The organism is Actibacterium naphthalenivorans (assembly GCF_014196965.1).
Taxonomy (GTDB): domain Bacteria; phylum Pseudomonadota; class Alphaproteobacteria; order Rhodobacterales; family Rhodobacteraceae; genus Actibacterium_A; species Actibacterium_A naphthalenivorans.
This window is the reverse complement of record NZ_JACIEQ010000001.1, coordinates 882,031-896,091: the sequence shown is the minus strand read 5'-3', so window position 1 is coordinate 896,091 and position 14,061 is coordinate 882,031. Positions and strand designations below refer to the sequence as shown.

At 61.1% G+C, this 14,061-nt stretch carries 15 protein-coding genes, 1 pseudogene and 1 CRISPR repeat array; of the genes and pseudogenes, 9 read left to right on the top strand and 7 right to left on the bottom strand.

All coding sequences use genetic code 11. The annotated features are described in order from the left end of the window. The first annotated feature begins 19 nt into the window (after window positions 1-19). The 8 genes and pseudogenes from casA to GGR17_RS04375 form a co-directional block, all read left to right on the top strand. The gene (gene casA, locus GGR17_RS04410; RefSeq protein WP_054537932.1) at window positions 20-1,531 is read left to right on the top strand and encodes a type I-E CRISPR-associated protein Cse1/CasA; all 1,512 of its coding nucleotides are present in this window, start codon (window positions 20-22) and stop codon (window positions 1,529-1,531) included. Continuing rightward, complete coding sequence (gene casB / locus GGR17_RS04405) at window positions 1,528-2,031, top strand: type I-E CRISPR-associated protein Cse2/CasB (RefSeq protein ID WP_054537933.1); 504 nt, start codon at window positions 1,528-1,530, stop codon at window positions 2,029-2,031. The genes casA and casB overlap by 4 nt, the downstream gene beginning before the upstream one ends. Further along, window positions 2,028-3,086: a type I-E CRISPR-associated protein Cas7/Cse4/CasC gene (gene cas7e / locus GGR17_RS04400; RefSeq protein ID WP_054537934.1), complete on the top strand. Its 1,059-nt coding sequence runs from the start codon at window positions 2,028-2,030 to the stop codon at window positions 3,084-3,086. The genes casB and cas7e overlap by 4 nt, the downstream gene beginning before the upstream one ends. After that, window positions 3,079-3,801, top strand: coding sequence for a type I-E CRISPR-associated protein Cas5/CasD (cas5e, locus tag GGR17_RS04395; RefSeq protein ID WP_054537935.1), 723 nt, complete (start codon window positions 3,079-3,081; stop codon window positions 3,799-3,801). The genes cas7e and cas5e overlap by 8 nt, the downstream gene beginning before the upstream one ends. Further along, window positions 3,798-4,469 (top strand): type I-E CRISPR-associated protein Cas6/Cse3/CasE, encoded by a 672-nt coding sequence (gene cas6e, locus GGR17_RS04390; RefSeq protein ID WP_037204911.1) that lies wholly within the window; start codon window positions 3,798-3,800, stop codon window positions 4,467-4,469. Before cas5e ends, cas6e begins: the two co-directional genes overlap by 4 nt. Window position 4,470: 1 nt before the next feature. After that, on the top strand, window positions 4,471-5,412 hold the full coding sequence (cas1e, locus tag GGR17_RS04385; RefSeq protein WP_054537936.1) for a type I-E CRISPR-associated endonuclease Cas1e: 942 nt from the start codon (window positions 4,471-4,473) through the stop codon (window positions 5,410-5,412). Beyond that, the gene (gene cas2e, locus GGR17_RS04380; RefSeq protein ID WP_054537937.1) at window positions 5,393-5,677 is read left to right on the top strand and encodes a type I-E CRISPR-associated endoribonuclease Cas2e; all 285 of its coding nucleotides are present in this window, start codon (window positions 5,393-5,395) and stop codon (window positions 5,675-5,677) included. The genes cas1e and cas2e overlap by 20 nt, the downstream gene beginning before the upstream one ends. Before the next feature lie 73 nt (window positions 5,678-5,750). Then, a CRISPR array of direct repeats spans window positions 5,751-6,328; the repeat unit is 29 nt; unit sequence CCGTTCCCCGCCCACGCGGGGATCAACCG. A 236-nt stretch (window positions 6,329-6,564) separates the two neighbouring features. Continuing rightward, window positions 6,565-6,797 (top strand): annotated as a pseudogene (locus tag GGR17_RS04375) (IS3 family transposase); the annotation flags it as partial. A 169-nt stretch (window positions 6,798-6,966) separates the two neighbouring features. Here GGR17_RS04375 and GGR17_RS04370 read toward each other — a convergent pair. Both GGR17_RS04370 and GGR17_RS04365 read right to left on the bottom strand, forming a co-directional pair. Beyond that, complete coding sequence (locus GGR17_RS04370) at window positions 6,967-7,431, bottom strand: L-2-amino-thiazoline-4-carboxylic acid hydrolase (protein WP_054537939.1); 465 nt, start codon at window positions 7,429-7,431, stop codon at window positions 6,967-6,969. A gap of 30 nt (window positions 7,432-7,461) precedes the next feature. After that, a complete protein-coding gene (locus GGR17_RS04365; protein WP_054537940.1) occupies window positions 7,462-8,766 on the bottom strand; it encodes an NAD(P)/FAD-dependent oxidoreductase in 1,305 nt (434 codons plus the stop codon). A 116-nt stretch (window positions 8,767-8,882) separates the two neighbouring features. Here GGR17_RS04365 and GGR17_RS04360 point away from each other — a divergent pair, with 116 nt between their 5' ends. Next, entirely contained in the window at window positions 8,883-9,356 is a 474-nt protein-coding gene (locus GGR17_RS04360; RefSeq protein WP_081940079.1) for an Lrp/AsnC family transcriptional regulator, read from the top strand. Between the two features lie 64 nt (window positions 9,357-9,420). Here the strand turns inward: GGR17_RS04360 and GGR17_RS04355 are convergent, their stop codons facing one another. The 5 genes from GGR17_RS04355 to GGR17_RS04335 form a co-directional block, all read right to left on the bottom strand. Continuing rightward, window positions 9,421-10,137, bottom strand: coding sequence for an ABC transporter ATP-binding protein (locus tag GGR17_RS04355; protein WP_054537941.1), 717 nt, complete (start codon window positions 10,135-10,137; stop codon window positions 9,421-9,423). Then, the gene (locus tag GGR17_RS04350) at window positions 10,134-10,892 is read right to left on the bottom strand and encodes an ABC transporter ATP-binding protein (RefSeq protein WP_054537942.1); all 759 of its coding nucleotides are present in this window, start codon (window positions 10,890-10,892) and stop codon (window positions 10,134-10,136) included. The genes GGR17_RS04355 and GGR17_RS04350 overlap by 4 nt, the downstream gene beginning before the upstream one ends. After that, window positions 10,889-11,887: a branched-chain amino acid ABC transporter permease gene (locus tag GGR17_RS04345; RefSeq protein WP_054537943.1), complete on the bottom strand. Its 999-nt coding sequence runs from the start codon at window positions 11,885-11,887 to the stop codon at window positions 10,889-10,891. The genes GGR17_RS04350 and GGR17_RS04345 overlap by 4 nt, the downstream gene beginning before the upstream one ends. After that, window positions 11,880-12,794: a branched-chain amino acid ABC transporter permease gene (locus GGR17_RS04340; protein ID WP_037204931.1), complete on the bottom strand. Its 915-nt coding sequence runs from the start codon at window positions 12,792-12,794 to the stop codon at window positions 11,880-11,882. Before GGR17_RS04340 ends, GGR17_RS04345 begins: the two co-directional genes overlap by 8 nt. A 65-nt stretch (window positions 12,795-12,859) precedes the next feature. Continuing rightward, complete coding sequence (locus GGR17_RS04335) at window positions 12,860-13,972, bottom strand: ABC transporter substrate-binding protein (RefSeq protein ID WP_054537944.1); 1,113 nt, start codon at window positions 13,970-13,972, stop codon at window positions 12,860-12,862. Window positions 13,973-14,061 lie beyond the last annotated feature (89 nt).

Genomic DNA, 14,061 nt, shown 5'->3' with positions numbered 1-14,061 from the left:
CCATTTTTTTGAGAATTACATGCCGCTCAACCTGATCTCTGATTCTTGGATCCCTGTCCGTTTGAAGGACGGGTCGCGCCGCACCATCGCGCCGCATCAGATGACCGATCCTGAAATTGCTGCACCCGACTGGCCGCGAGCCGATCTGAACCTTGCGTGTTATGAGCTGCTGATCGGGATGGTGTTCATGGCGACGCCGCCTGAAGATGACTTTTCGTGGGAAGGGGGCAGGTCCGATCCGGTGCGATTGCAGGAGAGGCTGGCGGAATACGCGTCGGCATTCTCGTTGCTGGGCGACGGGCCGAAGTTCTTGCAGGACCTTGAGGATCTGCCCGGCGCGCCATCGGGGCCGGATCTGCTGTTCATCGATTCCGCAGGTGGCAACACGGCGAAGAACAATGCCGATCTGATGGTGCATCGCGATCGCTACGCGGCACTCGACCTGCCGCTGGCGGCGATGGCGCTATATGCCTTTCAGCAGTTCGCGCCCTCTGGCGGGGCGGGGAACCGCACCTCGATGCGGGGAGGAGGGCCGCTGGTGACGCTGGCCGACCCGGGAACGGGGCTGTGGGATCTGGTCTGGGCGAATGTGCCCTGCGGCCGCCCCGCAAACCCAGGTGATCTGCCCTGGATGCGACCCACCCGGACTTCCGAGGCGGACCAAAGCGTTGGAGCAGGTCAGGCGCATCCGGTCGAGGCGTTCTTTGGAATGCCGCGCCGGCTTCGGCTTGTGGCAGAGCCGGACAGGGTCACCGGCGTGGTTCAGCGACCCTACGGAACGAATTACGGGCTTTGGCGGCACCCTTTGTCGCCCTACTACAGGCCGAAGGAAGGGGCCGAGCTTTTGCCGCGCCACCCGGCCACGGGGCGGCTGCCCTGGCGCAACTGGATCGGCATCTTGCTGAGCGATCCGAAACAGGAAAGCGGGCTTCGTTTGCGGGCAGCCTGTATCGAGGGGTTTTATGAACGCTATGGGCGTCAGGCGAAGCGGATGATCGCCGCTGGCTGGGCGATGGACAACATGAAGCCCAAGGATTTCCTGTGGGAGGAACTGCCGCTTCTGACGTTCGACGCGGCGGCGCAAAGGCAGGCCGAGAGCATGATCGGCGCGGCCGAGACGGTGGCATCGGCACTGCGCCGGGCGTTGACGGCGCTTGTAGCCGAAGGGTCGGCCCGCGACGCGGAATATGAACAGTTCTGGAGCGCGACCGAAGGCGATTTTCTGGATGCGTTGGCGGTGCTGTCCGCGCCTGATTTCGATGCGGCGGATATTTCGCAGAAGTTTCTTGGGGCGCTTGGCCGTCAGGCGCTGGCGCAGTTCGACGCGTTGGCACTGCCGGGGCTGTACTGGAAAAAGTTCCCCAACATTGAAGACAAGAAGAAAAAGGCGACGGGCGTTCTGAAAATTGTGGAAGAGCGCACAACACTGATGGCGCTGGTGTATGGGCGCAGCAAGCAGGGCAAGTCGCTTTGGGCTGGTCTGGATGTGGTGCCACCGGAAAGAACGACGCAGCGAGAGGTGATGACGTGAGTAAGCATGAGAAGACCAAAAGACCGGGTCAGATCATCCTTGGCTGGTGGACACGCGAGCTTGGATCGCGCAAGACCGGGGAGCAAAAGGCGCTGTCGGCGCGGCTTCGGCGGGGCGACGATGTGACGGTGCTCTGCCACAAGCCGGTGCATCAGCTGGCGCAGGCGCTCGGCCTGCGAGACGGTACCAGGATCGCCCGTCTGGCGCGGGTTCTGGCGCATGTGCGCGAAGACGCGAAGGCCAGTTTGCCGCGCCGGTTAGGGGTGGGCGATCCGCCCGCGTTGTCGCCGCTGCGGTTCGAGCGGCTGGTGCAATCATCGGACGAAGATGTTGAAACCGCCATCAGGCGAGCCCTGCCGACGGTTCGACATTCCGTCAATGTCGCGCATCTGGGAGCGGCGATCCTTTTCTGGAACGACCGGACCCGCACCAACTGGTGCTTTGATTATTACCGGGCGGTTGCGCCCTGGGACAACCAGCCTGAGGACGTTTCCCAATGACAACATTTGTTCAATTTCACTTGCTTACAACCTATCCACTGTCGAACCCGAACCGCGATGATCAGGGGCGGCCGAAACAGGCGCTGATCGGCGGCAGTCCGCGGCTTCGGATCTCGTCGCAATCGCTGAAGCGCGCGGTGCGGGACAGCAGCTATTTCGCCCAGGATCTGGCCGGGAATATCGGCACGCGGACGCAGCGGCTGGCCACGGTGCTTGCCGAGGAGTTGACGCAACAGGGAGTGACCGAGGCCGAGGCCAAGAGGATCGCGATCGAGATTGGCACCGTGTTTTCCAAGCTGGAGAAGGGTAGCACCAAGGCCACGACGCTGGCCTTTGTTTCGCCCGATGAATGGGCGCTGGCGCGCGCTTTGGCCGCGAAGGCCGTGGCGGGCGAGGACTTTCCCAAGGACAAGGAGCTGAAGCAGGCGATGCTGCGGCGTGCCGACGGGGCGGTGGATATCGCCATGTTCGGACGGATGCTGGCCGATAGCCCGGCCTATAACCGCGAGGCCGCAGTTCAGCTGGCGCATGCCTTTACCACCCATCGCGCGCAGGTGCAGGATGACTGGTTTTCGGCGGTGGATGATCTGAAGACCCGCGACGAGGACGCCGGCGCGGGCCACCTCGGCGAGAATGGGTTCGGATCGGGTATCTACTATCTTTATGCCTGTGTGAATGTCGATCTGCTGGTGGAAAACCTTGCCGGCGACAAGGCGTTGGCGGCGAAAGGCATCGACGCGCTGGCCAGGGCGCTGGCGACGGCCACGCCAAAGGGCAAGCAGAATAGCCATGCCCACCACCCGCGCGCCGGATACATTCGCGTCGAGCGGGGGCCTGCGCAGCCGCGCGACCTGTCGGGCGCGTTTCACAAGGCGGTAGCCCCGGATCTGGGTGGGAGTATCGACGCCCTGACCGATATGGCAGACAAGATCGACCGGGCCTATGGCATATCTTTTGAGACCCGCATGATGGATGTTCCAAAGGGACACGGGACGCTTGCCGAGATCGCCGCTTTCGCAGCCGAAACCGCAAGCGGTTTGTGCGCCGATGCGTGAGTATCTGATCTTTCAGCTGGTCGCCGCCATCGGCGCCATGGGCGAGTTCGGCGGGCACGACCGGCGCGGTACGCTAAGCCTGCCGGGCCGTTCGGCGGTGATCGGGACGTTGGGTGCCGCGCTTGGACGCAGGCGCGATCAGCCGTTTGCGGATCTGGAGCAGCTGGATATTGCAGTCGCCAGTTTTGGGCGCTCCGCCCCGTTGCGCGACTATCATACTGTTCAGACCGTGCCCTCGGCCGCTGTAAAGGCACCGCAGTCCCGGCCCGAGGCGCTGCGGGAAGCGGCCGGCAGCGACAAGCTGAACACCACGCTGACCAGTCGCGACTACCGATGCGATTGCGTTTTCGGGGTGGCGGTGTCGGGCGGCGATCTGCCCGGGCTGGCGCGGGCGCTGCAACGCCCGGCATTTCAGGTCTATCTGGGCCGCAAGTCCTGCCCGCTTTCGGCGCCGTTCGATCCGCGGATCGTGGCGGCAGACAATCCGGCCCGGGCCTTGACGCAGTTGCGCCTGCCGCCGTGGATCGGGGCGCGACAGATGATCGAGATCGTCGCGGACGAGGGCACCGATCTGGACGCGCCCGCGCGACAGCAGACCCGGCACGACCGTGCCATCGATCGTGGGCTCTGGCATTTCGGCAAGGGGCGCTACAGCGTTGCCCATCCCGAGGTCAACGCCGCCATGGTGCAAGACCCGGGCGAGGGGGCGCCATGATCTATTTGTCCCGTGTGCGTCTGTCGCGCGATCCGCAGGTTGCCGCCCTTGATGCGCTTCTGGATCCGGCACAGGGCGGCGCGCGCGCAGACGCACATCACCGGCTTATCTGGTCGCTTTTCGCGGGCGACCCCACGGCGGAACGCGATTTCCTCTGGCGCGCGGAGGGCGAGGGAGCGTTTATCGTGCAATCTGTGTGCCCGCCGCAGACCAGCCCGCTTTTCGAGCCACCGGAGATTCGCGAACATGCTCCGGACCTTCGGCCGGGTGACCGGTTGTCCTATCTTCTGCGCGCCAATGCCACGCGCGACTTGCGTGGAGAAAAGCGCAACCGGGTCGATATCGTGATGCACCGGCTGCACGGCCTGCCCAAGGCGGATCGCAATGCCAGGCGGCTGGATCTGGCGGCGGAGGCGGCTTCAGAATGGATGGCAGGGCAGGGCGCGCGCGCGGGCTTCGAGGCGCTGCGAACCCAGGTGCAACACTACCAGACTCTGACCCTGCCGGGCCATAGGGGCAAGCGCAGGGGAGAGCCGCGGTTCGGTATCCTCGACCTGACCGGAGAAATCGCCGTAACCGACCCCAAGGCCTTTCTTGCAAAGCTGGCGCAAGGCTTCGGTCGTGCCAAGGGGTTCGGCTGTGGGCTGATGCTGATCCGGAGGGCGTAAAATGACCGGGATGCCTGGCCTGCCGCCGCCGCGACCCATCCCGCTCAGGGACCGCGCACAGCTGGTCTTTGTCGAACGCGCAAGGCTTGACGTGCGCGACGGCGCCTTTTGCGCGGTCAATGCCGACGGGACGGTGACCCAGCTTCCGGTGGGCGGTTTGGCGGGGCTGATGCTGGAGCCCGGCGCGCGGATCAGCCATGCCGCTGTGGCGCTTGCCGCGCGGACGGGCACATTGATCACCTGGGTTGGCGAAGGCGGCGTGCGGCTTTATTCCGCCGGTCAGCCGGGCGGGGCGCGATCCGACAAGCTGTTGTGGCAGGCAAGTTTGGCTTTGAACGACGCCGCGCGATTGCGCATCGTGCGTCGCATGTACCAGATCCGATTTGGCGAGGCCGCACCGGAGCGGCGCTCCATCGACCAGCTGCGCGGGATCGAAGGTGTGCGGGTGCGCGAAAGCTACGCACTCCTGGCGCGGAAGTACGGGGTGAAGTGGAGCCGCCGCAAATACGATCCCAAGGATTGGGAGGCGGGCGATACCCCGAACCGCTGCCTTTCGGCCGCAACCGCCTGCCTGCACGGGCTGACCGAGGCGGCCGTTCTGGCGGCCGGTTATGCCCCGGCCATCGGTTTCCTGCACACCGGCAAGCCCCTGAGTTTCGTTTACGACATCGCCGACCTGTGGAAGCTGCAAACAGTGGTGCCCGAGGCCTTTCGCATCGCGGGAGAGGCGGCGAAGGGCAGGCTTGACATGGCGCCCGACCGGGCGGTGCGGCTTGCCTGCCGCGATGCGTTTCGCCGTTCGGGGCTTTTGTCGAAAATCATACCGCAGATCGAGATCGTTCTGGCGGCCGGTGACTTGCCCAAGCCCGTGCCCGCCCCCGACATGCTGGGTCCGGCGTTTGAGGACGAGGAGGACGGCGGCGATGATGGTCATCGTGGTTAGCCGCGCACCGCCGCGCCTGCGCGGGCGTCTTGCGGCCTGGCTGCTAGAGATCCGGGCAGGCGTGTTTGTTGGCGATTATTCGGCTCGGACGCGCGGGCGGATCTGGGATCAGGTTCTGGGCGGGCTGGAAGACGGCGATGCGGTTATGGTGTGGCGCGCCCCCAACGATCAGGGCTTCGACTTTGCCACTGCCGGCCAGAACCGGCGAATGCCCGAGGATTTCGACGGTTTGAAACTGGTGAAGTTCCTGCCGCGTTCAGGTTAATATTTCACCTGAAAGAATCGGTGCGCTCTTTGACAATTGAATAACCCAGTGATTCCAATCATCTTCGGGAAGACCGTTCCCCGCCCACGCGGGGATCAACCGAAATTCCGACCCATGAGGTATTCGCCCTGATCCCGTTCCCCGCCCACGCGGGGATCAACCGAAGGGTTACCTGATCGGCTCGAACAGTCAGATCCGTTCCCCGCCCACGCGGGGATCAACCGCTGCAAGAGAGCGACACCACGACAAGCGGTGACCGTTCCCCGCCCACGCGGGGATCAACCGTCGATATAGCCCGTCACGCCCGTTGCGGCATTCCGTTCCCCGCCCACGCGGGGATCAACCGCAGCTGGCTATACTGCGCGAGACGGATCCGGTCCGTTCCCCGCCCACGCGGGGATCAACCGCGCTCGCTGCGGCAGACAAGTTCGCAAAGCGGCCGTTCCCCGCCCACGCGGGGATCAACCGGTGACGTAGTTGCGGGTGTTTTTGCGGCGCTGCCGTTCCCCGCCCACGCGGGGATCAACCGCAAATCGAAGCCAAGGGTGCCGCCGACCCGGTCCGTTCCCCGCCCACGCGGGGATCAACCGGATTTCAACCCGCTGGATGACTGGTACGGCTTCCGTTCCCCGCCCACGCGGGGATCAACCGGTGCCCGACGCCTATGGCGGGATGTGCCTTTAGAGGCCTGTCACCATGCGGCTGCAGACGTCCATCGCAGGCGTCAGCCATGAAGGACGAGTGCGTCAGGCGGCGCCGAGGTCGCAAGCCCGGAGGTGGAGACGAGGGTGATCTTTGTGTCGGATGTCTGGGCGAAGGCCCGAACGAAGGCGCTCGAGCGGGAGAACCGCGAGCTGAAGCAGGCAAACGAGATCCTGCGCAAGGGTGAGACCATTTTACGGAACCTGGGCCATGCGCGGATCGTAATCGCTGCCCGGGCAGCCGACAACAACACGGAACGCCCGCACTCGTCCTTGGAATACCAGACCACAGCCGATTTCGCGCGGACCCTGACCATCGCAATCGCCCGCCTTGCTGCGCAAGGTGAAGCTCCGCGCGTCGGGCCATTGCTCAATCGGCGCCAATCGGAGTAAACGCCAGCCGCACTCCGGGCGCGGCTGAAGGAAAGTTCAGTGACAGATCACAAGTCGCGCCGCGCGAAGTCGCCATCACAAGGCGTGACAAGTTTGACTCGCTGATCTCGTCTATCTCACCAAGGATCGGGCCAAGACCAGCGTTCTCTTCGGGCTCATCTCTGCGCGATACGAACGGTGCGCCATCACGCCTTATCATTTCGCCATCTTATATCGGAAATCGCAATGGCTCGCGCCTTTCATGAGGGTTTGGGTTCGAGTTAGTTCTATCTGCGGGTTGTAGCCAACGCAGAAATCACCATCGCGATTGCACGACAGCAGATGACCGATGTCCCCCAGCCCCATTTCCCGGTACATTTCCGCATAGCGACAGCGCGTGACGTTGAACTCCATCCGGTCGGGTTCAGTCACCAAGACCTCCATTTCCAATGCATCCTCTTTCGTCCAGTTCGGCAGTATGGTGGCGAAATCTGACAGATCGGGGGTGTGGCCGAGATCGCTCGCCAAGGCCTGTCCTTGTTCAATCGCGGAGCGCGAACAGGTCTCGCCTATCACCATCTCGGCCTCGGCGCGGCCGGATCTTTCGGTGATGACGTCCAGCACGTGTTTGAGGATCATCGCCTCAATGCGGCGGCGTTCAAGAATGGGGAGGTTTTGCATGGCGGTGCCTTTTTCAGGGTTTCGTACTGTTCATATTTTTGGCTCTTTGCGGTCATTGCGTTGCAGCCACGTCATGTACAGCGGCGCGACACGCCGGGCGATCGCGTGAAATGGAAAGGGGTGCGGCTCGGTGACCGGAAGCGCCAGCCCGCGCACATCTTCGCCATCGACCGCCCGGGCGATTTCACGCCCCAAGGCGTTGCCAAGGGCGACCCCACGCCCGTTGCAGCCGATCCACGTCCAGCCATTTGGACCCAGTTGATGCACGCGCGGGAAGTGATCCCAGTTCATTGCAAGATAGCCGGACCAGACATGGGTCATTTTCGGGGGGGCGAGTTGCGGGAAACTGTCGGCAAGGTTGTCTGCGACTTTGCGGGCAATCCGTGCGTGGACATCGCCGCCGCCAACGATCGCGCCGCCCGTGATCAGCCGGTTGCGTGCGTCATAGCGGAAAAACCGCAAATCGCCGCGCGTATCAGACACCGCCTGACGGCCCGGCAAAAGCGTGGCGCGCACAATGTCCGAGAGCGGTTCGGTGGACATTTGCCACGAATGCACCGGGATGACGGAATGGGCCAACTGGCGTGCCAGACGCGGCGCCAATTCGCCAGTGTAGGCATTGGTGGCAAGGATCAATGCGCGGGCTTTTATCATGCCTTTCGGGGTTTTGACGAGCCATTCCGTGCCAGTGTGGGCATAGCTGTCGACGCGCGTTTGCTCATAGATTTTCCCGCCATGGCGTTCCACCGCACCTGCGATTCCGCGCGCCAGGGCCAGCGGGTTGATGTGTCCGCCAGAGGGAGCCAGCATTCCACCAAACCAGTGATCCGTGCCCAGCATCGCCGTGGTCGCGGTGTGGTCGAGGTATTCGACCTCAAGACCAAAGCGCCGCCATGCGTCGACCCGGTTTTGGCTGAGTTTTGTGCGGCCGGGGGAATGTGCGGGTTGGAACCAGCCGGTCTGTTCGGCCTCGGCCTCAATACCTTCCTCGCGGATTTTATCGAATAGCATTGCGGCAGAGGCGCCGATGAGTTCGGCAAACTTCCGTCCCGTCTCGCCAAAGCGCGCGACCCACATGTCGGGCTCGGCGGCGGTGAGTGTCGGGATCACCTGGCCGTTGTTGCGCCCGGACGCCCCCCAACCCACGGCATGGCCTTCAAGAACTGTCACATCGCGCCCGACTTTCGCCAGATGCAGCGCCGCAGAGAGGCCGGAAAATCCGCCGCCGATGATCACGCTGTCGGTTTCGACTGTGCCGACCAGTGGGGTATTGGGCGTGCGGGCGGGGCTGGTGTCGGCCCAAATCGATGGCGGGAAGGGGGCGGCGTTTTGCATGGGGCGTCTTTCGGGGTGGGATTCTAACTTCTATGAATTTTCATTTTTGTGGTAAACATGTCTACGTTTGCGCAAAAGTGTGAGATAGATGTCGTGGCTTGGGCCGGGAGTGCGTGATGAGCGACATGAGTTTTGACGAGATCGATCAACGTATTCTCGACATCCTGCAAGTGAACAGCGATCTTCCGATTGCGGAAGTCGCGGATCGGATCGGGTTGAGCCCGACGCCGATCTGGCGCCGGATCAAGCGCATGGAGACGGCGGGGCTGATCCGGGCGCGGGTGGCTTTGGTCGATCAGAAAGTGGCCAACGTGCCGATGACGATTTTCATCGGTGTGACCGCGCCGCGCCATGCGATGGAGTGGTTCAAGCAGTTTCGCGCACTGATCGAGGACATTCCCGAGGTTGTGGAGGCTTATCGCCTGACGGGGGCCACGGATTACATCATGAAGGTCGTCGTGCCCGACATTGCCACCTACGACGTGGTCTATCAGCGCATGATCGAGGAAGTTGAGTTTTCGACGGTGAACTCGTCGATCTCGATGGAAGAACTGAAATTCACCACGGCAGTTCCGACCAAGTATCTTTGAGCCGGACCGGGGCGTGGACCCGCACGGCAGCAGTGTGTGCTGTCCCCCCGTATGCATATTTTGTCTACGCACTCTCATGGACGTGACCGCCCAGATATGCCTCGGCCACACGCGGATCATTAGACAGCGCTTTGGCGTCGCCTTCTATCACGATTTTGCCGTGCTCGATGACCGCCGCCATATCGGAAATCCGCAGTGCGGCTTTCACGTTTTGCTCGACGAGCAGCACCGCGTAGCCTTCTGAGCGGATTTTCGACACCAGATCACAGATAAAGCCAACAAGACGTGGGGCGAGCCCCAGCGATGGTTCATCCAACAACAGAACCTTGGGCTTGCGCATCAAGGCCCGCCCAATACAGAGCATCTGTTGTTCGCCGCCCGACATAGAGCCCGCCTGTTGTTTCAGACGTTCTTCGAGACGCGGGAAGAGGGCCAGAACATGGTCCAACTCCTGACGCCCCAAAGGTCCGCCGCCGATGATGAGGTTTTCCAAAACCGACATGTTGGAGAAAATCTGACGGCCTTCGGGGGCCTGCATGATGCCGCGATCGACGATTTGATGGCTTTTGAGTTTGGAGATGTCTTCGCCTTCGAGCAAGATCTGCCCGCCCGTAGGGTGATAAATGCCGGAGATGCAGCGCATCAGGGAGGTTTTCCCGACCCCATTGGCGCCTAGAACCGACACGATCCCCTGCTGGGGCACAGTGACGGAGATGTCATGCAAAATGTCCTGGATGCCGATTTTGAGCGACAGTTTTTTGATCTCGAGAATATTGCTCATTCCTCATCCCCCCCAAGGTAGGCCGCGAGAACGCCCGGATCCTGCCGCACCACAGCGGGCACGTCGTCGGCGATTTTGCGGCCCGAAGCGAGCACCACGAGGCGCTCGCAAATGCCCATGACGAGTCCCATATCGTGTTCGACCAACATGATCGTGAGCCCTTCCTTGTTGAGCCCGGTGATGAACCGAGCAAGCTCTGTGGTTTCCGAGTCGTTCATCCCGGCGGCAGGCTCATCAAGGATCAACAAGTCTGGTTTCATCGCCAGGGCGCGCGCGATCTCGAGGTATTTGCGTTTACCGTAGCTGAGGTTCGCGGCAAGGTCGTCGGCATGATCGGCAAGGCCGACTTTCTCCAACATTTCCCAGCTGCGCTCAGATATCTCTTTGGCATGGGAACTGCGGCCAAAGAGCGAGGAGAAGGGGCCGACGCCCAGCATTCCCAAGGCCCCCACAGAGATATTGTCGAACACAGTCATGTTCGGAAACACCCGCAAGTTCTGAAACGTGCGCGACATGCCCTTGTGGGCGATTTGATGCGCAGAAAGGCCAGTGATTTTTTCACCCTTGAACCGCACCTCGCCCGAGGAGGGTGGGGTAAACCCGGAGATCAGGTTGAAAAGCGTGGTTTTGCCCGCGCCATTAGGCCCGATCAGGCCGAACAGTTCGCCGTGATCGACCCGGGTGGTGACGTTGTCGACCGCTTTGAGGCCGCCAAAGGCCCGGGTCAATCCGTCGAGTTCGAGAATGGCAGTCATTTCCAGCCGATCCCCTTCTGGCCCTCGTCATTGCTCCAGTTCGCGCCAAGCAGACGGCGCGCGAAATTCAGGGCGGAAACCTCGCCAAAGAGGCCTTTTGGCAAAAACAGGATGGAGCCAAACATCACGAGGCCGACGATGATGTTGCGGATGTCCCCCACAGAGCGGAGCGCCTCCGGCAAAAGGATGAGCAACAGCGCCCCGATCAACACCCCCGGAAGGCTCCCGAGACCGCCCACCACAACCATGGTCAGGATCAGGATGGATTGCGAGAAGTGGAAGTCATTGGGGGAAATGTAGCCGGTGGTGTAGGCCCAGAGCGCGCCAGCGATTCCCGCGAAAAAAGAAGATATCACAAAGGCCTGGATTTTCATCACAGTGACATTGATGCCCATGGCAGAGGCGCATTGATCGTCCTCGCGCAGGGACCGCAAGGCGTTGCCATAATAGGAATGGCTCAGCCGGTTCAGCACAAGGATCGAGACTGCGACCACAGCTGCGACGACGTAGTAGATGCCCAGATCACTCTCGATCTCAATACCAAAGAGGTTGATGCCTGAGAACAACATAACCCCGTTCGGACCATTGGTCAGATCGACCCAGTTGAGAAAGACGAGGTAGAGCATCTGCCCGATGGCAAGTGTTGCAACGGCGAAATAAATCGACATCAGGCGCATCGTCGGGAGTGCCACAAGAAAGGCGATGGCGGCCGCAGACAGACCCGCAAGCGGTAAGCCGACGGTGAAGCCAACCCCATGATCCGCACCCAAAATGGCTGCCACATAAGCACCCACGCCGTAAAACGCAGCATGGCCGAGCTGCAGCAGACCCGCAACGCCAGTGACAAGGTGAAGCGAGGCGGCCAAAAGCATGAAAATAGCCGCAAGGGTGGCGATTTGGTAATAATAGCCTTTGTCAAAGCCCACGAGGACCGCCGGGACCACGGCAAAAGCCGCAAGCACTAGCCCGGTTTTGATGAGACGTGATTTAGACACGTTCCCTCCTCGCCCCAAAGAGGCCTTGCGGGAAAAAGATCAGTGTCAAAAGCAGGAAGGCATAGGCGACCATGTCGGACCAGACAGAGGACATGAAGCTGGTCGACAGGCTTTCGGACAGACCCAGAATGATGGCGGAGATTACGGCACCCGGGATCGAGGACAGCCCGCCCATCACCATGGCGACAAAGGCTTTGATTCCGGGCGTGAAACCCATGGACGGAAAGATTGCACCATAATAAAGACCGACAAGGATGCCCGCGAGCGCACCCATGGCGGAGCCGATGACAAAGGTGATGATGATGGTGCGATCTGTGTTGATGCCGCAGTATTTCGCACCCAGCGCGTTGTTGGATACGGCGCGGATCGACAGGCCGACGGGGCTTTTTTTCAACAGCCATTGCAACCCGCCGAGCATCACCACGGTGATGCCAAAGATGATCAGATCGCCGTTGACGATGGTTATCGGGCCGATGCCGATCGGTTTATTGATCAGATAGGCCAGGTCGACGGATTGGAATTGCGAACCAAAGATCATTTCCATCGCTTCGCGAGCGATGATCGACATGGCGAGCGAGGACATCAATGTCGCCTCGCGCATGGCGCGCGATTTTAAAGAGGCCTCATCAGAGAAACGACGGAACGGGCGAAAAGCGAGGCGTTCGAGCCCAAACCCTGCCAAGGCCCCCGTAGCCAGCGCGATGAACAGTACGACCAAGAGCGGCGGACCAAAGACAGAGATCACCATGAGTCCGGCAAACGCGCCAATGGTGTAGATTTCGCCATGGGCAAAGTTGACCACGTTCAGAACGCCGAAAATCAGCGTGAATCCAATGGCCATAAGCGCGTAGATCATGCCCAGAGACAGACCGATGGCCAATTGTTGCAGGATATAAGGATCGAGCACGTCGTCCCCCTTTTGCTATCGTCCCTGTCCGTTCAACAATCACTCAGACGGACAGGGGTAAGGGTTTATTGAACTTCGACAAACATGCCGTTGGAAACCGACGCTTTGGTCAATTCTTTGAGTGGCTCGCCGTTTTCGTCAAACGAGGTATTGCCGGTCACGCCCGGGAAATCCGTGGTCTCCGCCAAAGCATCGCGTAGGCTCTCGCGGGTGATCTCCGGATAGGCTTTGACGACAGCGGACAGCATGATGTTCACCGCGTCGTAGGCCTGTGCGGGGAATTGACCGGGGGCGGCATCGTGGGTTTTGGACCATTCGCCCACAAACTCCTGAACATTTGCATCCATGCGGGTCGGCAGGAACGTTGCGGTCAGAAAAAGCCCCTCTGAGGCGTCGCCCGCAAGTTCGATGAGTTTGTCGTTATAGGCCGCGGAGGTCGAATAGACCGGAATTCCGGCGTCGAGTTGCTTCATCTGTTTGAGGAACTGCCCACCATCCTCATAGAAGAAACCGGTATAAACCGCATCGGGGGTATTGTTTTCGAGTTTGGTGATGATCGGCCGGAAATCGGCCAGCCCGCGATTGAAGAATTCAGTGTAGACAATCTCGCCACCGGCGGCTTCAAAGGGCTCTACAAAGCCTTTGACCACAGATTGCCCCCAGTCGGTCTGTTCGGCGATCACGGCAACCTTTTTGATGCCTTGATCCAGCATCCACTGCGCGTTGACCGAACCTTCTTGGTCCTGGGTGGTGATGTTGCGGAACTGCCATTTGGAGATTTTGGCGAAATCCGGGTGCGACGCGGTTTGTGACAGTTGCGCCATGCCTGCCTTTTTATAGACCTGCGCGGCGGCCATCGAAACGGTCGAGGTGAAATCGCCCAGCACGCCGACAATCCCGTCGTCGTCAACGAATTTGCGGGCGATGGTCACGCCCTCTTTTGCATCCGAGCGCGAGTCTTCATAGATGATTTCGACCGGCACGGGCAGGGCGCCTGAGGCATTGAATTTCGTCAATGCAATTTCGGCCGCGTCTTTGAAATCCTGACCGTATTGCGCGGTGTTGCCGGTGAGCGGTAGCTGGTAGCCGATTTTGACAGTTTCTTCGGCAAAGGCCGCAGCCGGCGTCAACGCTGCCGTGACAGCGATTGCGATGGCTGTTCTTCGTGTAAGTTTCATTCCTGATTTCCTCTGTTGGACGGAGAATGGGTTGTGTTGAGTTTAGATGTGCCCGTTTTCCCGGGTCTGATGATTGTGTTCTTTGGCGG